Raw genomic sequence first — 19,326 nt, 5'->3', positions numbered from 1 at the left:
CAACCCATGCGAACGCCCGTCGCGCAAGGCTGGGCGGGCGGCGGTGCCGGGTGGGGAAGCAGGATCGGCGGCAGCCGGCGAGCGGCCGCGCCACGAGGAAGTCATACGTTTGCGAACCGGCCGACTCGCCGGTTCGCGCCGGTACCGATCAGAAATGAAAGGGCTCAGATCCCCGCTTTCGGCGCATTCAGGATCAGCCGCAGCCCGAGCAGCGTGATCGCGCCGGCCGCGATGCGGTCGACCCACTTCTTCGCGCGCAGGTAGAGCTCGCGCGGCCGGCGCGTCGAGAAACACAGCGCGACGAGCGTGTACCAGCCGAATTCGACCGCGAACACGAGCGGCGGCAGCACGAGATAGCACCACAGCGGCGGATGCTGCGGAAGCAGCGCCGCGAAGATGCTGCCGTACCAGATCGCCGTCTTCGGGTTGCTGAGCTGGGTCGTGAGGCCGGTCCAGAACGACTTGCGCGCGCTGCCGCCGGCCATCGCCTGCGGATCGTCCATCGCGATCGGTCGGTCGGCGCCGCGCCAGATCTTCGACGCCATGTAGATCAGGTACGCGCCACCCGCGACCTTGAGGCCCACGTACAGCCATTCGACGGCCTGCAGCAGCGTGTAGAGCCCGGCCAGCGCGACGCCGCCGAACACGATGCCGCCGATGCCCATGCCGAGTGCGGTGGCGAGCCCGTCGCGGCGCGACAGCCCGATCGAATTGCGGGCAACCAGCACGAAGCTCGGGCCCGGGATCATCGCGCCGAGAAACAGCGCAGCCAGGATGGCGAGTACGGCAGCCGATGCGGTCATCGAAGTCTCCTTGGTCAGCGACGCCGCTGCGCCGGCGCCTGCGTGTCGTTTCCGACGGTCGAGCGGTCGATTCTGGCACGCTTCGCGGATGGCCGAAAGCGGCTGTGCGCTGCTATGCTGGCCCTCTTTCCCGTGATCCCGCGCCGCCCCATGATCGAGATCCGCGCCGCCCGCTATCCCGACGATGCCGCCGTCGCCGATCCGATCTTTCGCGAGTCCATCGCGAGCCCGACCGTCAGCCTCGCCTTCCCGAGCGACGAGCCCGGAAATCCGGCGCCGGGCGGCGAGTTGTCCGGACGTGATCTGTCACGCGCCGCGCGACTCATCTCCCTTTCCTCCTTTCGACCGGACCGCCCGTCATGCGCGCCCTTCGCCTTTCCGCCCTGCTGCTCCCGCTGTTCGCCGCCCTCTCGCTCAACGCCCGCGCCGCCCCCCTGCCGAAATCGATCGCCGCACAACTGCCGCCCGGCTACCAGCCGCTGACCGCGCAGGCCGGCCCCGATCTCGACAACGGGCGGCACAGCTTTCTCGTCGTCGTGCATCGTGCAGTGGACACGCGCGAGCAGCCGTCGCCGCGCCCGCTGCTGATCTACGAGGAACAGGCCGATCACACGTACCGGCTCGCCGCCCGCAACGACCAGGTCGTGCTGCGCGCGAACGAAGGCGGCCAGTGCGACCCGTTCGATCCCGACGATGCGGCCGGCAACGGCTTGTCGGTGAAGGGCCGCTATTTCACCGTGCAGAACGCCGTCGCGTGCGGGCAGCACTGGACCGACTACATCACGTTCCGCTACGACCCGCGCACGCACGGCTGGCTGTTTTCGAACCGGATCGTCACCGAATCGTTTCCGCTCGACGACCAGCCCGACCACGTCACCGTCACGCGCGCCGACGCGCACCGGCCGGTGTCGTTCGGGCAGTGGCAGCGCAAGGACTAGACGCCGCACGCCGCGCCGCACGCGGCGGCGCCGTTTTTCAATACGGCGCGTCGCCCGCCCGACGCTCGCGACACCGGGCCAACAGGTCTACCATAGGCGCTCGTCGCCCGCGCGACCGCCGGCACGGCATGCGGCTTGCGCCTGCCCCTTTCCCCGTTGTCCCCGCCCAGGAGGACGTCATGACGCAACACTTCGATGCGATCGTCATCGGCACCGGCCAGGCCGGGCCGCCGCTCGCCGCGCGGCTCGCAGGCGCCGGCATGAAAGTCGCGATCGTCGAGCGCGGCCGCTTCGGCGGCACCTGCGTAAATACCGGCTGCATCCCCACCAAGACGCTGATCGCGAGCGCATACGCCGCGCAGCTCGCCCGACGCGCCAGCGAATACGGCGTGTCGATTGGCGGCCCCGTCACCGTCGACATGAAAGCCGTGAAGGCGCGCAAGGACCAGATCTCGGGCCGCTCGAACCACGGCGTCGAGCAATGGGTGCGCGGCCTCGACAACACGACCGTCTTTCAGGGTCATGCCCGCTTCGAACGCGCGAACGCGGTGCGCGTGGGCGATGACGTGCTCGAAGCCGAACGCATCTTCATCAACGTCGGCGGACGCGCGCAGGTGCCCGCGATGCCGGGCCTCGACTCGGTGCCGTACCTGACCAACTCGACGATGATGGACGTCGACTTCCTGCCCGACCATCTCGTGATCGTCGGCGGCAGCTACGTCGGGCTCGAATTCGGCCAGATGTACCGCCGCTTCGGCTCGAAGGTCACGATCGTCGAGAAAGGCCCGCGCCTGATCCGCCGCGAGGACGAGGACGTGTCGCAGGCCGTGCGCGAGATCCTCGAAAAAGAAGGGATCGACGTGCAGCTCGACGCGAATTGCCTGAGCGCGCGCCGCGACGGCGACGCCATCGTGGTCGGCCTCGACTGCGCGGGCGGCGGCCGCGAGGTGGCGGGCTCGCACCTGCTGCTCGCGGTCGGGCGCGTGCCGAACACCGACGATCTCGGGCTCGACCGCGCGGGCGTCGATACCGACGCGCGCGGCTACATCACCGTCGACGATCAGTTGCGCACCAACGTGCCCGGCATCTGGGCGCTCGGCGACTGCAACGGGCGCGGCGCGTTCACGCACACCGCGTACAACGACTACGAGATCGTCGCGGCCAACCTGCTCGACGACGATCCGCGCAAGGTGTCCGACCGCATCATGGCCTACGCGATGTACATCGATCCGCCGCTCGGCCGCGTCGGCATGACGCTCGAGGAAGCGAAGCAGACGGGCCGCCGGCTGCTGGTCGGCACGCGCCCGATGACGCGCGTCGGCCGGGCGGTCGAGAAAGGCGAAAGCCAGGGCTTCATGAAGGTGATCGTCGACGCGGATAGCCACGCGATCCTCGGCGCGTCGATCCTCGGCGTGACCGGCGACGAAGTCGTGCACGGGATACTCGACGTGATGACCGCCGGCGCGCCGTACACGACGATCAGCCGCGCGATGCATATCCACCCGACCGTATCGGAGCTGGTGCCGACGCTGCTGCAGGATCTGCATCCGGTCGAATGACGCACGGCAGGCGGGCGGCCGCGACGTACGCGTTTTCGTCACGGCCCAAGCCGCGCATGACGCGCGGCGCCCGACGCTCGTCAGCTTTCGAAATACGCCGGCCGGTCGATGTCGGCCAGCAGCCCCGGCTGCGTCGGCGCCCAACCGAGCGACGCCCGCGTGCGCTCGCTCGTTGCGGGCGCATCCATCCCCGCGAACATCGCGAACCAGCCGAAGTGCTCGCCGGCTTCCGCCGCCGACTTCGCGACGACCGGCACGTTCAGCCGGCGGCCGATCACCTCCGCGATTTCGCGAAACGGCACGCCCGTGTCGTCGACCGCGTGATAGCGCGCACCGGCCGCGCCGCGCTCGATCGCGAGCCGGTACACGCGCGCCGCGTCGAGCCGGTGCACGGCCGGCCAGCGGTTCGCGCCGTCGCCGATGTACGCCGCCACCCCTTTCTCCCGCGCGAACGCAATCAGGCGCGGCACGAACGCGTGGTCGCCGTCGCCGTGCACGGACGGCGGCAGGCGGACGACCGACACGTGCACGCCGCGCGCTTCGAGCGCGACCGCGCTCGCTTCGGACGCACGCGGATAGTTCGCCGACACCGGCACATGCGGATCGTCCTCCGTCGCCGCGCGGCCGGGCGCGACGAGCGCGAGGCCCGACGTGACGATCAGCGGCCGCGCCGAACCGGCGAGCGCCGCGCCGATCGTCTCGATCGCGCGGCGGTCGAGTTCGCAGTTCTGCGCGAAGCGCGAGAAGTCGTGATTGAATCCCGTGTGGATCACCGCGTCGGCGGCGTCGGCGCCGCGCGTCAGGCTCTCGAGATCCTCGAGCGACCCGCGATGGACGTCGGCGCCGGCCGCGGCAACCGATGCCGCCGCTGCATCCGACCGCGCGAGCCCGAGCACCGAGTGCCCGGCGGCCAAGAGTTCGGCGACGACGGCCGAGCCGACGAATCCCGACGCTCCCGTAACAAAGACACGCATGTTCAGCACCTCCGGATGAAATGGAGGCTTACTATCTGCCGAGCGCCGCTCGCGGTGAAGCCGTGACGGTTTACCGGTAAACGAACTAACAGGATATGGCTGACGCCCCCGACAACCTGCTCGGCGCGTACCTGCGGGACCGCCGCGAAAAACTCGACCCGGCCGCGCTCGGGCTGCCGGCCACGCGCCGCCGCACGCCGGGCCTGCGGCGCGAGGAAGTCGCGCAGCGCGCGCACGTGAGCGCCGCGTGGTACACGTGGCTCGAACAGGGGCGCGGCGGCGCACCGTCGGCCGACGTGCTCGACCGACTCGCCCGCGCGCTGTTGCTCAACGACGCCGAACGCGAACACCTGTTCCTGCTCGGCGTCGGCCATCCGCCCGAGGTGCGTTATCACGCGCCGGCCAGCGTGACGCCGCGGCTGCAACGCGTGCTCGATTCGCTCGACGCGAGCCCCGCGATCATCCGCACCGCGACGTGGGACGTCGTCGCATGGAACGACGCCGCGGCCGCGACGCTGACCGACTATGCGACGCTGCCGCCCGCCGCGCGCAACATCCTGCGGCTGATCTTCGTCGATGCGCGCGTGCGCGATGCGCAGCCGAACTGGGAGCGCGTCGCGCGGTTCGCGGTCGGCGCGTTTCGTGCGGACGTCGCGCGCGGCGGCGCGACGCGGGCCGTGCAGGCGTTCGTCGACGAGATGCGCGCGACCAGCGCCGAATTCGACGCGATGTGGCGCGACCACGATATCCGAACGCACGACGAAGGCACGAAGGAGATCCGCCATCCGGAAGTCGGCCGGATCGCGCTCGACTATTCGGCGTTCTCGGTCACCGGCAGTCCGGACCTGAGCCTCGTGACCTTCACGCCGGTGACGCCGGCCGACCGCGAGCGGATCCGGGAACTCGTCGCGGCCCGCGAACGGGGTCGCGCGGCACAGGCGCCGGCTGCGTGACCACGCATGGCCTTCTCGCGAGCCTGGTTCGGGACGGCATGGTTCGACGGATCGCGCAGCAGTCCTTCGCGTTCGATATCCGCGATTGAAAAACGCAGGCGGAAAATGCAAAGAGGCGTCGCGCACGAATGCGCGACGCCTCTTGTTCATTCACGGAAAAATGCCGATTACGCGGCGCGCTGCAGCAGGTCCGTGGCGAACGACTTCGCATGCGCGACGGCTTCCTGCGCGTCGCCGAATACGCCGAGCTCGTCCCAGTGCTCTTCGGCCGCGTACGTGCCCTTCACGGCGAGCGCTCGCTGAACGCTCAACTGCGCCGCGTAGCGGCCGTCGTCCAGCGGCCGTGCCGTCGCGACGACCTTGTGCGGCGGGCTCGCTCGTTCCGGCTGAACCAGTTCGACAGGACCGCTGGCCGTGCCGATATTCATCAACTCGTTTCGGGTGTTGCAGTCGGGGCAGTAGAAGCACCAGCCCGCGCCCTCCTGATGGTGCCTGACCTGCCCGCGAGCCAGCACGGCACGACATTCGACGTTTTCGCAGATGAACGGCATCGCAGTCTCCGGAGTTGTTTGACGGAAATCCTAGCATGACCGCCGGCGGTCAACCATCGGCATCCGCATGATGGCCGCGGCGGCGGTTCCGGTTCGTGACGGAGGCTCGACCGGGCGGGCGTCGCCGTCTTTCGCTGCGCTGCAATACCGGTGCTTTTTCCCGGATCGGGACGCCCGCTGCGCGAGATCAACCGGCATTCACCTACCGTCGCTGTTCGTTGCTTCCTGTCGGCATCGCATCCGCGCGGCGCAAACCCATACAGTCGATCGATGAAGACGTAAAGGACGCTTTTCCCTCGTTTCAAGCCAAATGACATGATTCGAGGGTTCCCCCGTAAAATTCGCCATTCCGGGGTTATCGACTCATTGCTTCGTCATGCATCGAATTGGATTTTTCGTCTGCCGCGGCTACGACGCGCTCGATCTTGGCGGGCCGCTATCGGCCTTCAATCAGGTGGCCACGGCCGCCGGCCGCACGCCATACGATCTTCACGTCATCTCGCCATTCGGCGGCCCGATTCCCGGCAATACCGGCCTTTCGATCGACACGAAGCCGATCGGACGGCGCGCGTTCGACACCGTCGTATTCGTCGGCGGCGATATCGCGCCGATGCAAACGTCGGAGAATATCGTCGCGGCCAGCAAGCTGGCCACCAGGGCGTCGCGAGTGGCAAGCGTGTGTACCGGCGCATTCCTGCTTGCGGAAACCGGCTCGCTGGACGGGTTGAGAGCGGCGACGCACTGGCGATACGCCGCGCAATTGCAGTCGCGCTTTCCTCGCACACGGGTCGACGGCGACAGCATCTATGTCGTCGACGGCCGCGTCTGGACGTCGGCGGGCATCGCGTCCGGCATCGACCTCGCGCTCGGCATGATCGAACGGGACATGAGCGCGGAGATCGCGCGCGAGGTGTCGCGGCTTCTCGTCGTTCCGTATCGGCGGCCCGGCGGGCAGTCGCAATTCTCCGCGATGTCGCAGATGGAGCCGGAATCGGATCGCATCCGTATCGCACTGAATTTCGCTCGCGAACATCTAGCCGAAGCATTGCCGGTCGAACGGCTCGCCGATGCGGCGAGCTTGAGCGTGCGACAGTTCGGGCGCGCCTTTCGCCGGGAAACCGGGGAAACGCCCGCGAGGGCGGTCGAGCGTCTACGAGTAGAAGCGGCAAGGCTGCGCCTGCAGAGCGGCAGCGAACCGATCGAACAGATCGCGCTGGCGGTGGGATTCACCGATCCGGAACGGATGCGCCGTGCCTTCATCAAGCTGCTCGGGCACCCGCCGCAAGCGGTTCGACGCGAGAGCAGGTCGAACGCCGCGCGCTGATCGGCCGCCTGCCGGTCAGCGCGCGGCCGGGTCGACGTCTCGCCAATGGGTGATTGGCGCGTGGGTACCCAACGCGCCATTTCGCCGGACGTCGATAGCCGCCGTCAATCCTTGACCGGCGGGTAAGCGTTCCACATGTCGCGATGCAGCTTCCACGTGCCGCCCTGCTTCAGGAACACGAGCGTCTGCTTCGCGCGGATCTTCAGCACTCCGTCGTGATCGCGAACCTCCACATCCGATACTTCCGTCACGGCGTGGTCGTTACCGTAGAACTCGTAGTTGTCGAACGACACGGTGCCGGGTTTTGATCCGGCATACCCGTTGGTGAAGTACTCGGTGATCGCGCGGCGCCCCGTGACCTTGTCGCCGCCCGGCGGCAAGAGCGCGCCGTCGTCGGTATAGAGACGGCCGATCGCGTCGTAATCCCCTCGCGCAAAGGCGTCCGCCCATCGCGCGTTTTCGGCCTTGATGGCCGCTTCGGGCAGGCGTTGCGCACCAGCGGCGACAGCCGGCGCCGCGAATGAAACAAAGGACACGCACGCCGCAAGCGCGGCAGTACAAAGATGAATCCGTCGCATCGAATGATTTCCGAATCGGGTTTGAATTGAAGAGGCGGCAACGCTGCTCGCGGTGCCGGCAAGCGTTTCAGCGCACGCCGGGAATGCGTGCGAGCCCCTTTGATGCACCGGGCAGCTTCTTGTCGACCATCGCGACGAGTTCGGGCCGCGCCTCTCTCGGATGACCGGCGTGGAACGGCGGATCGGGATCGTATTCGATCACGAGCTGCGTGTATTCGGCGGCCTGCTGGCCGCGCAGCTTCGCCGCCACGCGCAGCGCGAAGTCGATGCCCGCCGTCACGCCGCCGCCGCTCATGAAGCGGCCGTTGTCGTCTTCGACGAAGCGATCGGGAACGGGAATCGCACCATATTCGGCCAGCTTGTTGACGAACGCCCAATGGCAGGCGCTGCGCTTGCCCTGGAGCGCGCCCGTCGCGGCGAGCACGAGCGACCCGTTGCATACTGACGTCACGTGTTTGGCGCTCTCCGCCAGACGGCGGATCTGCGCCTGATACGCCGGCCGCATCGGCACCGACAAATTCGACCCGCCGGGCACGAGGATCACGTCGGTCCTGTCGATATCGGCCAGCCGTTCGGTCTTGCCGTACACGACGCCGAATTCGAGCGTCACGCTGCCGCCGTCGAGGCTCGCATAGCGCACGTTCGTATTCGGCAAGCGGTGGAAGACCTCGCTGGGGCCCGCGAAGTCGAGCAGCGTGCCGCCGTCGTAATTGACGATCAGGATATCGAGCGGCTCGTTCGGCGCGAGCAGCCCCGTACTGCCCGCAGGCGCCGGCGCCGGCGTGGCGTGCCCGAGCACCGCGCCGCCACCCAGCACGGCGCCGAGGGTGGCCGCGCTGCCGAACTTCAGGACATCGCGGCGCGAACGGCCTGCCCGCGTGAGCGGCCCGGCGGACGCATGGTTATCGCTACTGTCGGTCAAGATGATTGCTCCTTGCAACTTCAGCCCATGAGCGCGCGCAACCGCGCCGGGCCGGATCGAAGAACCGCCGCGGCGGACGTGAAATCGGGATGAGGATGAGCCGGGGTGACATGCCGGGCCCGGCGATCGCGAAGCGCGGGCTTAAAGCTGCGACGCACCGCCGTCGACGACCAGCTCGGTACCGACGACGTACGAGGATTCGTCGCTGGCGAGATAGAGCGCCGCGTACGCGATGTCGTCGGCCTTGCCCATGCGGCCCACCGGAATCGCGTGCGCGAATTCGGCCTTGCGCTCGCGCACCCATTCGTCGGGCTTGCCCCACCTGGACAGCAGCGGCGTATCGATCGGGCCGGGTGCGATCGCGTTGAAACGGATTTTCCGGTCGAGGAATTCGTACGACCAGCTGCGGGCCAACGAACGCACGGCGGCTTTTGCCGCCGCGGTCAACGAGATGCCGTGCTTGCCGGTCCGATCGACGAACGAGGTATTGAGGACCACCGACGAACCTTCGCGCAGGTAAGGCAGCGCTGCTTGAAGCGTGAACACCACACCCTTGACGTTGACGTCCATGATGTCGTTGTAGAGCGTGTCGTCGATGTCGTTCACGGCGGACGGGAACGCCCAGCCCGCGTTGGCGAACACGACATCGAGGCCGCCGAACGTCTCGTCGGCCGCGGCGGCAATCGCGCGCATGTCGTCCAGCGACCTGACGTCGCCCTTGAGCACGAGCGCATGCTCGCCGAGTTCCGCCTTCACGCGCTCGAATGCGGCCTCGTCGCGCCCCGTCACCGCGACGCGCGCACCTTCCGCCATGAACAGCTTCGCGGTGGCCAGACCGATGCCGCTGGTGCCGCCCGTGATCAACACCGATTTATTTTTGAGTCGCATCTTCCGTTCCTTTTCGTGTCGTGATTGACCAGGCCGGCTACGCGACACGCGATGGCGCTTGCGTGCGGGTTCCTGCTTGATCGTTCACGTGCAGTATGGAACGTGACGCGGATGGCTCAAAGGTCGTATAACCCTCGAAAAACGTCATTCGAGGCGTTCGATCCGCACCGGCGAACGGCATGGCGCCTCGGCCGAGCAAGCCGATGAAACGGCCACGCGCGACGCGGCTAGACGGTTTTCCCCGACAGCCCGTGCATCGGCCGCCGCAACGCGGCGTCGAACGGATTGGTGCGCGGGCCGATCGCGTCGGCCTGGCGTCGCAGCAGTTCGACGACCATCGGCATCCGGTCGTCGCCGAGCCGCGACGCGAGCGTGCCGACGCTCAGCGCACCCACCGGATAACCGGTGCGATCGAGAATCGGTACCGCGACGCCGGCCATCCCGTCGAGCACGCCGCTGTTGCGGCCCGCGTAGCCGAGTTGCCGCACGCGTTCGATCTCGGTGCGCAGATACACCTCGTCGAGCACGCCGTAGCCGCGGATGCGCGGCACGTTGAAGCGGATCACCTCCTCGCGCTCGGCTTCGGGCAGGAAGGCGAGGATCGCAAGGCTGCCCTGCCCGACGCCGAGCGCGATGCGCCCGCCGATATCGCCGGTAAACGAGCGGATCGGAAACGGCCCTTCGCACAGGTCTAGACACACGGCGTCGAAGCCGCTCTTCACCAGCAGGAAGATGGTTTCGCCGAGGCTCGCGCACAGCCGCAGTAGCGCGGGACGGCACAGCGTGCGCATGCTGCTCGGGTTGCCGGCCTGCGCGGCGAGCGCGAAAAAGTCGACGCTCAGCCGGTACAGCTTCGACTGCTCGTCCTGTTCGACCATCCCTTCGGCGATCAACGATTGCAGGATGCGGTGCGCGGTGCCCTGCGTCAGGCCGACGGCCTTCGCCAGATGCGTGACGCGCACGCCGTCCTGCTGCATGCCGGCCAGCGCGCGCAGGATCGCGAACGCACGCTGCAGCATGCCGGTGCCGGGCGCACCGGCTGAATCGACGGGATCTGCCGCATCGGCGGCGTGCTCGTCCGGGCGCGGCGCGCGGGCGGACGGCGACGTTCCGCGCGAACGAGGTTCCTGCATGTCGGCTCTCCTCCACGATTTCAGTGAATGGAATACGGTAGCCGCCATTGTCGTCCGGCCGAAAATCCGCGGGCATCCGGGTGTGCACGGGATTGACGCGGGCATTTCACGGCTCGGCCGCCCGTCATACAACGGAACGATTCGCAGGCGATTTTCCGATTCGTTCCGTTCAATGGAATTTTTCCGAAATTCATCCCGTTCAGCAGAATTCGAAATTGACGCGCCGAAATATGGCTGGCTAGAGTCCGCGTCATCGGCGCACCGGCCATGCGGTGTGCGAACCCGGAGCTCTCCATGTCGTTTCTCACGCTTACGGATCTGACGAAAACCTTCGGCGAGCTCACCGCCGTCGCGGACGTCAACCTGTCGGTCGAGCAAGGCGAATTCGTGTCGCTGCTCGGGCCGTCCGGCTGCGGCAAGACCACCACGCTGCAGATGATCGCCGGCTTCGTCGACGTCACGCGCGGCCGCATCGCGCTCGACGGGCAGGACATCACGCACCTGAAGCCGAACCGCCGCGGGCTCGGCATCGTGTTCCAGAGCTATGCGCTGTTTCCGCACATGAGCGTCGCGGAGAACGTCGGCTTCGGCCTCGACATGCGCGGCGTCGACAAGGCCGAGCGCGCGGAGCGCATTCGCGCGGCGCTGGCGCTCGTGCGGCTCGACGCGCTCGCGCACCGCTTTCCGCGCGAATTGTCCGGCGGCCAGCGGCAGCGCGTGGCGATCGCGCGCGCGGTCGTGATCGAGCCGCCCGTGCTGCTGCTCGACGAGCCGATGTCGAACCTCGACGCGAAGCTGCGCGAGGACATGCAGTTCGAGCTGCGCGCGATCCAGCGCAAGATCGGCACGACGACGATCATGGTCACGCACGATCAGTCGGAAGCGCTGTCGATCAGCGACCGCGTGGTCGTGATGGAAGCCGGCCGCATCACGCAGACCGATACGCCGTATCGCGCATACGAGCGCCCCGAAAATCATTTCGTGTCGCAATTCATCGGCAAGGCGAACCTGCTGCCCGGCACGATCGTCGCGCACGACGGCGACGCGATCCGCATCGACCTCGGGCACGATCTCGCCGAGACGGGCCGCACCGCGCATCTGCCCCCGCGCGAGCGCGACGTGCGCGTGGGCGACGCGGTATCGGTCTGCATCCGCCCCGAAAAGCTGCGGCTGTGCGCGCCCGAGGCCGGCCGCTTCGCGGCGACCGTCACGAGCCGCTTCTTCCTCGGCAGCCAGTGGCTGTACCGCGTCGACAGCGCGCTCGGCGAGGTGCTCGTGTGCTGCCAGAACGAAGGCGCGGAGCCGCTCGCGGAAGGCGCGCCGGTCGGCATCGACTGGCACAGCGACGCGGTGCGCGTGATGCGCCGGGAGGCCTGAATGCGACAGCCTTCCCGCCCGCTCTCGACCGAAGGCGCACCGGCCGGGCTCGCGCAATCGGGCGCGACCGTGGCCGCCACGGACGCGGCGGACGCGGTGACGCCCCGTGCCGTCGGCGGCGGCGCGCCGCGCGCGCGCTGGCGCGCGCATGCGCCGCTGTGGCTGATGTGCGCACCTGCATTCGCGCTGTTCGCCGCGCTCGTGCTCGTGCCGCTCGCGATGACGTTCGTGCTGACGTTCTACCGCTTCGACCCGGCCACCGGCCCCACCGCCGCGTTCCAGTTCGGCAACTACGCGGAAGTGCTCGGCTCGTCGTACTTCCACACGATCTTCGCGCGCACGTTCGGCATTGCCGCGCTGACCACCGCGATCTGCGTCGCGATCGGCACGCCGGAAGCCTACGTGCTGTCGAAAATGCGCGACCCGTGGCGCTCGCTGTTCCTGCTCGCGATCCTCGCGCCGCTGCTCGTGTCGGTGGTCGTGCGCGCGTTCGGCTGGAGCATGCTGCTGAACACGAGCGGGCTCGTGAACCAGGCGCTCGCGCTCGTCGGCCTCGGGCCGTACAAGCTCGAATACACGACCTTCGCGATCGTGATCGCGCTGGTGCACGTGATGCTGCCGTTCATGGTGATCCCGGTGTGGACCGCGCTGCAACGGCTCGATCCGCAGACCGAGCACGCGGCGTTGTCGCTCGGCGCGTCGCCGTTCACGACGCTGCGCCGCATCGTCGTGCCGCAACTGATGCCCGGCGTGCTGTCGGGCAGCCTGATGGTGTTCGGGCTGTCGGCGAGCGCGTTCGCGATTCCGGGCCTGCTCGGCGGGCGCCGCCTGAAGGTCGCGGCCACGGCCGTCTACGACGAATTCCTCGGCTCGCTGAACTGGCCGCTCGGCGCGACGATCGCGGTGCTGCTGCTCGCGGCGAACCTCGTCGTGATGCTCACCTACTACCGCGTGCTCGAACGCCGCTACGCGCGCAGCCTCGGAGGCGCCTCCCGATGAGAAAGAACGGCCCCTTTGCGCTGGCGTTCCACACGCTCGTGATCCTGTTCGTGCTCGCGCCGCTCGTGATCGTCGTGCTCGTCGCGTTCACGCCCGACGAAACGCTGACGCTGCCGACCCGCGGCGTGTCGCTGCGCTGGTTCCGCGCGATCCTCGACTATCCCGACTTCGTCACCGCGTTCCTCAACAGCGTGAAGCTCGCGTTCGCGTCGGCGACGCTGTCGCTCGCGATCGCGTTGCCGGCCGGCCTCGCGATCGGCCGCGCGACGTTTCCGGGCCGCGCGTTCCTCAACGGGCTGCTGCTGTCGCCGCTCGTGATTCCCGGCCTCGTGCTCGGCATCGCGCTGCTGCGCTTTTTCGCGCTGATCGGCGCGACCGGTTCGTTCGCATGGCTCGTGCTCGCGCACATGATCGTCATCACGCCGTTCGTGATGCGGCTCGTGCTCGCGTCCGTCGCGGGCCTCGACCGCAGCATCGAGCAGGCCGCATGCTCGCTCGGCGCGGACCCGTGGACGACCTTCCGCCGCATCACGCTGCCGATGATCGTGCCCGGCATCACGGGCGGCTGGCTGCTCGCGTTCATCAACAGCTTCGACGAGCTGACGATGTCGATCTTCGTCACGTCGCCGCAGACGGTCACGCTGCCCGTGCGCATGTACATGTACGCGACCGAATCGATCGACCCGATGATGGCGTCGGTGTCGGCGCTCGTCATCTTCATCACCGCCGGCGCGATGCTGCTGCTCGATCGCGTGTACGGCCTGAACCGCATCCTGATCGGCCAACATTGATGACGACTCCCGTTTCCCGTACCAACGACATCGCGGACGACGGCGCGCAGTTCGTGCGCGTCGCCGAACGCGAGCGCGCGTCCGTCGCATTCACGCTCGACGGCCGCCCTGCGCAGGCGCTTGCTGGCGACACCGTGCTCACCGCGATTCTGGTCGCGCAGCGTCGCGTGCGCATCAGCGAATTCAGCGGGCAGCCGCGCGCGGGCTTCTGCCTGATCGGCGCGTGCCAGGACTGCTGGGTGCGCACCGAGGCCGGCGCGCGCGTGCGCGCATGCTCGACGCCGATCGTCGAAGGCATGCGTATTCTCACGATCGCCCGGCCGATCGCAGCCGGAGACGCAGCATGAGCGCCGCGCTGCAGCCGGTGATCGTCGGCGCGGGGCCGGCCGGCGTGCGCGCGGCCGAGGCACTGGTCGACGCGGGACTGCGGCCGGTCGTGATCGACGAGAACGCGCGCTGGGGCGGACAGATCTATCGTCAACCGCCGGCCGGCGCCGCGTTCGCGCGCGACAAGCGCACGCTGTACGGCTTCGAGGCCGCGAAGGCCGACGCGCTGCACCGGACGATGGCCGCGCTGCTGCCGCACGTCGACTACCGGCCGAACACGCTGGCGTGGTCATGCGGCGCGGGCCGCGTCGACACGCTGCAGGACGGCCGTGAAGTGACGGTGCCGTACGCGCACCTGATCGTCGCGAGCGGCGCCACCGACCGCGTGCTGCCCGTGCCGGGCTGGACGCTCGCGGGCGTCTATACGCTCGGCGGCGCACAGGTCGCGCTGAAGGCGCAGGGCTGCGCGATCGGCCGGCGCATCGTTTTCGCGGGCACGGGGCCGCTGCTTTACCTCGTCGCTTACCAGTATGCGAAGGCCGGCGCGCAGGTCGCGGCCGTGCTCGATACGAGCCCGCTGCGCCGCCAGGCCGCCGCCGCGCCCGCGCTGCTGCGCATGCCGTCGATCTTCGCGAAGGGGCTCTACACCATCGGCTGGCTGCGCGCGCACGGCGTCGCGATCGAAACGGGCGTCACGCTCGAGCGCGTGCTCGGCGCCCGACACGTGACGGGGCTCGCATGGCGCGCCGCCGGCGACGACGAGCGCACCGCGTCGCCGCGCGTGCTCGACTGCGATGCGCTCGGCCTCGGCTTCGGCCTGCGTTCCGAAACGCAGCTCGCCGATCTGGCCGGCTGCCGGTTCGGCTTCGACCCGCTCGATCGCGCATGGCTGCCGGAGCGCGACGCAGCCGGGCGCACGTCGGTGCGCGGTATCTACGTCGCCGGCGACGGCGCGGGCATCGCGGGCGCCGACGCGGCCGAAGCGTCGGGCCGACGTGCGGCGCTCGCGTTGCTCGACGATGCCGGCATCGCATCTCGCTCGCCGTCCGGCAAACCCGACACGGCGGCGCTCGACCGCACGCTCGCACGCATCGGCTCGTTCCGCGTGGGCCTCGAAGCGGCATTCGCGCCGCCGGCCGACCAAGCCGCGCGCTGCCCCGACGACACGATCGTGTGCCGCTGCGAGGAAGTCGACGCGGGCACGCTGCGCCGCTGCATTCGCGCGGGCGCAGCGACCGAAATGAACCGGCTGAAAGCGCTGACGCGCGTCGGCATGGGTCGCTGCCAGGGCCGCATGTGCGGCGACGCGGCCGCGCTCGTGCTGGCCGCCGAAACCGGCCTTCCGCTCGCCGACGTCGGCCGGTTGCGTGCGCAACCGCCGGTGAAGCCGTTCCCGATCTCGGCCGCGCTCGCGGGCGACGACGTCGCGGCGATTCCCGACGAGGCGCGCGATGAGTGAGCGTCGACATTACGACGTCGCGATCGTCGGCGGCGGCCTCGTCGGCGCGTCGGCCGCACTCGCGCTCACGCGACGCGGCTTGCGCGTCGGGCTGTTCGAGCGGCGCGACTGCGGTGCGCAGGCGAGCGGCGTGAACTACGGCGGTGTGCGCTGCCAGGGCCGCCCGGCCGAGCAATTGCCGCTCGCGCTGCGCGCGCGGCGTATCTGGGATCGCCTGCCCGAACTGATCGGCATCGACGGCGAATTCGTCGTGTCCGGCCACTTGCGGCTTGCGCGCAGCGGCGCCGATCTCGACGCGCTCGACGCGTACGCCGCTCTCGCCGGCGAACACGGCTTGCCGCTGCAGGTGATACGCGGCGACGCGTTCCGCCGCCGCTACCCGTGGCTCGGCCGCGCGGCGCTCGGCGGCTCGCTGTGCGAGACCGATGGCCATGCGAACCCGCGCCTCGTGTCGCCCGCGTTCGCGCGCGCGGCTCGCGCGGCGGGCGCGGACGTGTTCGAGCACACCCCGGTCGACGAGGTTCACCACGACGGCACGCGCTTTCACGTGCAGGCCGGCGGCCGCGCGCACACGGCGACATGGCTGATCAATTCGGCCGGCGCATGGGCGAACACGATCGCCGAGCGCTTCGGCGAAGCCGTGCCGATGGAGCCGATCTACCCGAACATGTGGGTGACCGAACCGCTGCCGCCGTTCATCGCGCACAACCTCGGCGTGTACGGCGGCGGCGTGTACGCGCGCCAGGTCGCGCGCGGCAACTGCGTGATCGGCGGCGGCCGCGGCCGCGGCGACGGCGAATTCGGCCAGCCGTCGGTCGATACGACGCGCGCGGTGATGCGCGACGCGTGCGCGCTGCTGCCCGCGCTGCGCGACGCGCTGCTGATCCGTACGTGGAGCGGCGTCGAAGGCTGCACGCCCGACCACAACCCGATCATCGGCGCGAGCCGCACGACGCCGCACCTGCTGCATGCATTCGGCTTTTCAGGCGGCGGCTTCCTGCTCGCGCCGGGAGTCGGCGAAGTACTCGCCGATCTCGTCACGACCGGCGAAACCGTCACGCCACTCGACGCATTCTCGATCGGCCGCTTCTTCCCGCAAGCCGCGCCGACCGCCCCTTTCCGTCAAGAGGAGATCCAAAAATGAAACTGCTCGGCACGATCGCGGCGGCCGCCGCCCTTTGCATCGCAGGCGCCGGCGCGCCCGCGTGCGCGCAAACGAAGACGATCTACGTCGGCATGAACGGCGGGCCGATGGAAAAGGCCTATACGAGCCAGGTGCTGCCCGACTTCGAGAAGGCCAACAACGTGAAGGTGGTGATCGTGCCCGGCACGTCGTCGGACGTGCTCGCGAAGTTGCTCGCGAACCGCAACAAACCGCAGATCCACGTCGCGTTCCTCGACGACGGCGTGATGGCGCGCGCGGTGAGCCTCGGCGTATGCCAGAAACTCGACGATTCGCCGGTATTGAAGGAGTTGTACCCGTTCGCGCGGATGAAGGACGACGTCGGCGCGGGCGTGCAGCTCGGGATGACCGGCATCGCGTACAACAAGAAGCTGTTCACCGAGAAAGGCTGGGCGCCGCCGACGTCGTGGATGGATTTCGCCGATCCGAAATACAAGGGCAAGGTCGTGTTCCAGTCGGCGTCGAGCAGCACGTTCGGGCTGCACGGCTTCCTCGCGATCAACCGGCTGCTCGGCGGCAACGAACAGAACGTCGAGCCGGGCTTCAGCAAGTGGGCGAGCACGGTCGGGCCGAACGTCGTCGAGTACATCCCGAACTCGGCGAAGATCTCGGAGATGGTGCAGACGGGCGAAGCCGGCCTGTTCCCGCTGACGCCGACCGGCGTCGGCGACCTGCAGGACAAGGGCATCCCCGTTGCGTATGCGAATCCGAAGGAAGGCCCGGTGCTGCTGCTCGTCGACCTGTGCGTGGTCGCGAACAATCCCGATCCACAACTCGCGCAGAAGCTCGCGCAGTTTTTGCTGTCCGCGCCCGCGCAGACGAAGGCGGCCGAGGCCGGCAAGCAGATTCCGACCAACCGTCTCGCGAAGATGCCTGCCACGATGCAGCAAAGCCTCGGCAACGTCGACGATCTGGTGCGCAAGGTGACGGTGGTCGACTGGACCGCGATCAACGCACGCCGTGCGCAGTGGGATACGCGGTGGAATCGGCAGATCGAGCGGTGAGGGCCCCGCCGCGCGCGTGGCACGCAGCAACGGGCGCGGCGACCATCATCAACCGGAGTGATGACACTCCCCTTTTTCTGCGGATTTGACCGGGGCCGGCGGGGCCGACAACACTAGCCCGCAGTGCTGCAAAAGACGGCACGCGCCCGCCTCCCCTTCAGAGTCCGCCATGTACCCGACCGACACCGTGCAATCCCCGAGCGCCGCCCGGCCGCTCGCCGACCGGCAACTACGCCGGATCGTCATCGCCTCCGTCGCCGGCAACGCGATGGAATGGTATGACTTTTTCGTCTACGGCACGGCCGCAGCGCTGGTGTTCGGCCACGTGTTCTTTCCGCCCGGCGCATCGCCACTGGCCGGCAGCCTCGCCGCGTTCGCCGCATTCGCGCTCGGTTTCGTCGCGCGGCCGCTCGGCGGAATCGTGTTCGGCCACGTCGGCGATCGCTACGGACGCAAGGCGTCGCTCGTGTGGACGCTGCTGATCATGGGCGCATCGACCTTCGCGATCGGCCTGCTGCCGACCTACGCGCAGGTCGGCCTGTGGGCGCCGGCCGCGCTCGTCGTGCTGCGGCTGCTGCAGGGCATCGCGTCCGGCGGCGAATGGGGCGGCGGCGTGCTGATGATCAGCGAGAACGCGCCGCCCGAGCAGCGCGGCTATTACGCGGCGTGGAGCCAGCTCGGCGTGGGCGGCGGCTTCGTGCTGTCGTCGGCCGCGTTTCTCGCCGCGCAGGCGCTGCCGGACGACATGTTCCGCACGTGGGGCTGGCGGCTGCCGTTCCTCGCGAGCATCGCGATCTTCGCGATCGGCATCTATATCCGCCGCCATCTGCCGGAAAGCCGCGACTTCGAGCAGGCCGGCAAGCGCGGTGCGCGCACGCATTTGCCGATCGTCGAGTGCATCCGCCGCCATCCGAAGGAAATCCTGCTCGCGATGGGGCTGCGCGTGGCCGAGAACGGCGGTGCGTACATCTTCCTCGCGTTCTCGCTCGTCTACGGCAAGTACGTCGGGATTCCGAGCGGCACGATGCTGACCGGCGTGATGATCGCGATGATCGTCGAGATGGGCGCAATGCTCGCGTGGGGTCGCCTGTCCGACCGGATCGGCCGCAAGCCCGTGTACCTGATCGGCGCGCTGAGCCTGATCGCGTGCGCGTTTCCGTTCTTCTGGCTGCTCGATACGCGCGTGACGCCGCTCGTGTGGCTCGCGCTGACGGTCGGCACGGCGGTGAGCCACGGTGCGATGATCGGCACGCTGCCGGCGCTCGTCGGCGAGCTGTTCAGCACCGAAGTGCGTTACTCGGGCGTCGCGCTCGGCCATGAAGTCGCGTCGATCTTCGCGGGCGGGATGTCGCCGCTGATCGCGACCGCGCTGCTCGCGCGCTATCACGCGTCGTGGCCCGTATCGCTGTTCCTCGTCGCGCTCGGCCTCGTGACCGTCGCGACGCTGTGCGTGATGCGCGAGACGCGTGCCGTACCGGCGGCCGGCACGCGCGGCGACGCGGCATGAGCGCGCGGCCCGCGCCGGCCGCCGCACCCGCGTTGCCGGTAAACGATTGGCGCACC

19 protein-coding genes are annotated in these 19,326 nt (G+C 68.9%); 12 read left to right on the top strand and 7 right to left on the bottom strand.

Going from position 1 to position 19,326, the window contains the following annotated elements; genetic code table 11:
* Positions 1 to 164: 164 nt before the first annotated feature.
* Positions 165 to 803, bottom strand: coding sequence for a LysE family translocator (locus LGM42_RS13665; protein ID WP_059580193.1), 639 nt, complete (start codon positions 801 to 803; stop codon positions 165 to 167).
* 359 nt (positions 804 to 1,162) lie between these two features.
* Between LGM42_RS13665 and LGM42_RS13660 the strand changes: the two genes are divergently transcribed.
* Positions 1,163 to 1,741, top strand: a complete 579-nt coding sequence (locus LGM42_RS13660) for a hypothetical protein (RefSeq protein ID WP_226232444.1) — start codon at positions 1,163 to 1,165, stop codon at positions 1,739 to 1,741.
* Positions 1,742 to 1,920: 179 nt separating this feature from the next.
* Complete coding sequence (locus tag LGM42_RS13655; RefSeq protein ID WP_226232443.1) at positions 1,921 to 3,300, top strand: FAD-containing oxidoreductase; 1,380 nt, start codon at positions 1,921 to 1,923, stop codon at positions 3,298 to 3,300.
* An 80-nt stretch (positions 3,301 to 3,380) separates the two neighbouring features.
* Here LGM42_RS13655 and LGM42_RS13650 read toward each other — a convergent pair whose 3' ends face one another.
* A complete protein-coding gene (locus tag LGM42_RS13650) occupies positions 3,381 to 4,274 on the bottom strand; it encodes an SDR family oxidoreductase (protein WP_060316169.1) in 894 nt (297 codons plus the stop codon).
* 95 nt (positions 4,275 to 4,369) lie between these two features.
* Here LGM42_RS13650 and LGM42_RS13645 point away from each other — a divergent pair, with 95 nt between their 5' ends.
* A complete protein-coding gene (locus LGM42_RS13645; protein WP_226232442.1) occupies positions 4,370 to 5,227 on the top strand; it encodes a helix-turn-helix transcriptional regulator in 858 nt (285 codons plus the stop codon).
* A 167-nt stretch (positions 5,228 to 5,394) separates the two neighbouring features.
* Here LGM42_RS13645 and LGM42_RS13640 read toward each other — a convergent pair whose 3' ends face one another.
* The gene (locus tag LGM42_RS13640) at positions 5,395 to 5,778 is read right to left on the bottom strand and encodes a hypothetical protein (RefSeq protein WP_059580183.1); all 384 of its coding nucleotides are present in this window, start codon (positions 5,776 to 5,778) and stop codon (positions 5,395 to 5,397) included.
* A 376-nt stretch (positions 5,779 to 6,154) separates the two neighbouring features.
* Between LGM42_RS13640 and LGM42_RS13635 the strand changes: the two genes are divergently transcribed.
* A complete protein-coding gene (locus LGM42_RS13635; RefSeq protein WP_059580180.1) occupies positions 6,155 to 7,102 on the top strand; it encodes a GlxA family transcriptional regulator in 948 nt (315 codons plus the stop codon).
* Positions 7,103 to 7,206: 104 nt separating this feature from the next.
* On the opposite strand, the gene LGM42_RS13630 is transcribed toward LGM42_RS13635, so the two are convergent.
* The 4 genes from LGM42_RS13630 to LGM42_RS13615 all read right to left on the bottom strand — a co-directional run bounded on the left by LGM42_RS13630 (position 7,207) and on the right by LGM42_RS13615 (position 10,623).
* Positions 7,207 to 7,680: a YybH family protein gene (locus tag LGM42_RS13630; RefSeq protein ID WP_226232441.1), complete on the bottom strand. Its 474-nt coding sequence runs from the start codon at positions 7,678 to 7,680 to the stop codon at positions 7,207 to 7,209.
* A 67-nt stretch (positions 7,681 to 7,747) separates the two neighbouring features.
* Positions 7,748 to 8,602: a DJ-1/PfpI family protein gene (locus LGM42_RS13625; RefSeq protein ID WP_226232440.1), complete on the bottom strand. Its 855-nt coding sequence runs from the start codon at positions 8,600 to 8,602 to the stop codon at positions 7,748 to 7,750.
* A gap of 141 nt (positions 8,603 to 8,743) precedes the next feature.
* Entirely contained in the window at positions 8,744 to 9,490 is a 747-nt protein-coding gene (locus LGM42_RS13620) for an SDR family oxidoreductase (protein WP_060315685.1), read from the bottom strand.
* 227 nt (positions 9,491 to 9,717) lie between these two features.
* Complete coding sequence (locus LGM42_RS13615) at positions 9,718 to 10,623, bottom strand: IclR family transcriptional regulator (RefSeq protein WP_059640271.1); 906 nt, start codon at positions 10,621 to 10,623, stop codon at positions 9,718 to 9,720.
* A gap of 294 nt (positions 10,624 to 10,917) precedes the next feature.
* Here LGM42_RS13615 and LGM42_RS13610 point away from each other — a divergent pair, with 294 nt between their 5' ends.
* The 8 genes from LGM42_RS13610 (at position 10,918) to LGM42_RS13575 (ending at position 19,270) form a co-directional block, all read left to right on the top strand.
* Positions 10,918 to 12,000: an ABC transporter ATP-binding protein gene (locus tag LGM42_RS13610; RefSeq protein ID WP_059580170.1), complete on the top strand. Its 1,083-nt coding sequence runs from the start codon at positions 10,918 to 10,920 to the stop codon at positions 11,998 to 12,000.
* Positions 12,001 to 12,999, top strand: a complete 999-nt coding sequence (locus tag LGM42_RS13605) for an ABC transporter permease (RefSeq protein WP_060315689.1) — start codon at positions 12,001 to 12,003, stop codon at positions 12,997 to 12,999. It begins immediately after the preceding gene.
* On the top strand, positions 12,996 to 13,790 hold the full coding sequence (locus tag LGM42_RS13600) for an ABC transporter permease (RefSeq protein ID WP_059580164.1): 795 nt from the start codon (positions 12,996 to 12,998) through the stop codon (positions 13,788 to 13,790). The genes LGM42_RS13605 and LGM42_RS13600 overlap by 4 nt, the downstream gene beginning before the upstream one ends.
* A complete protein-coding gene (locus LGM42_RS13595; protein WP_059580162.1) occupies positions 13,790 to 14,137 on the top strand; it encodes a (2Fe-2S)-binding protein in 348 nt (115 codons plus the stop codon). The genes LGM42_RS13600 and LGM42_RS13595 overlap by 1 nt, the downstream gene beginning before the upstream one ends.
* On the top strand, positions 14,134 to 15,576 hold the full coding sequence (locus LGM42_RS13590; protein ID WP_226232439.1) for an NAD(P)/FAD-dependent oxidoreductase: 1,443 nt from the start codon (positions 14,134 to 14,136) through the stop codon (positions 15,574 to 15,576). Before LGM42_RS13595 ends, LGM42_RS13590 begins: the two co-directional genes overlap by 4 nt.
* Complete coding sequence (locus tag LGM42_RS13585) at positions 15,569 to 16,720, top strand: NAD(P)/FAD-dependent oxidoreductase (protein ID WP_226232438.1); 1,152 nt, start codon at positions 15,569 to 15,571, stop codon at positions 16,718 to 16,720. Before LGM42_RS13590 ends, LGM42_RS13585 begins: the two co-directional genes overlap by 8 nt.
* The gene (locus LGM42_RS13580; protein WP_124863837.1) at positions 16,717 to 17,763 is read left to right on the top strand and encodes an ABC transporter substrate-binding protein; all 1,047 of its coding nucleotides are present in this window, start codon (positions 16,717 to 16,719) and stop codon (positions 17,761 to 17,763) included. The genes LGM42_RS13585 and LGM42_RS13580 overlap by 4 nt, the downstream gene beginning before the upstream one ends.
* A 169-nt stretch (positions 17,764 to 17,932) precedes the next feature.
* The gene (locus LGM42_RS13575; protein ID WP_060315706.1) at positions 17,933 to 19,270 is read left to right on the top strand and encodes an MFS transporter; all 1,338 of its coding nucleotides are present in this window, start codon (positions 17,933 to 17,935) and stop codon (positions 19,268 to 19,270) included.
* Positions 19,271 to 19,326 lie beyond the last annotated feature (56 nt).

This window comes from Burkholderia sp. AU39826 (genome assembly GCF_020419965.1).
GTDB classification, from domain to species: Bacteria; Pseudomonadota; Gammaproteobacteria; order Burkholderiales; family Burkholderiaceae; genus Burkholderia; species Burkholderia semiarida.
This window is presented reverse-complemented; position numbering and strand designations above follow the sequence as displayed.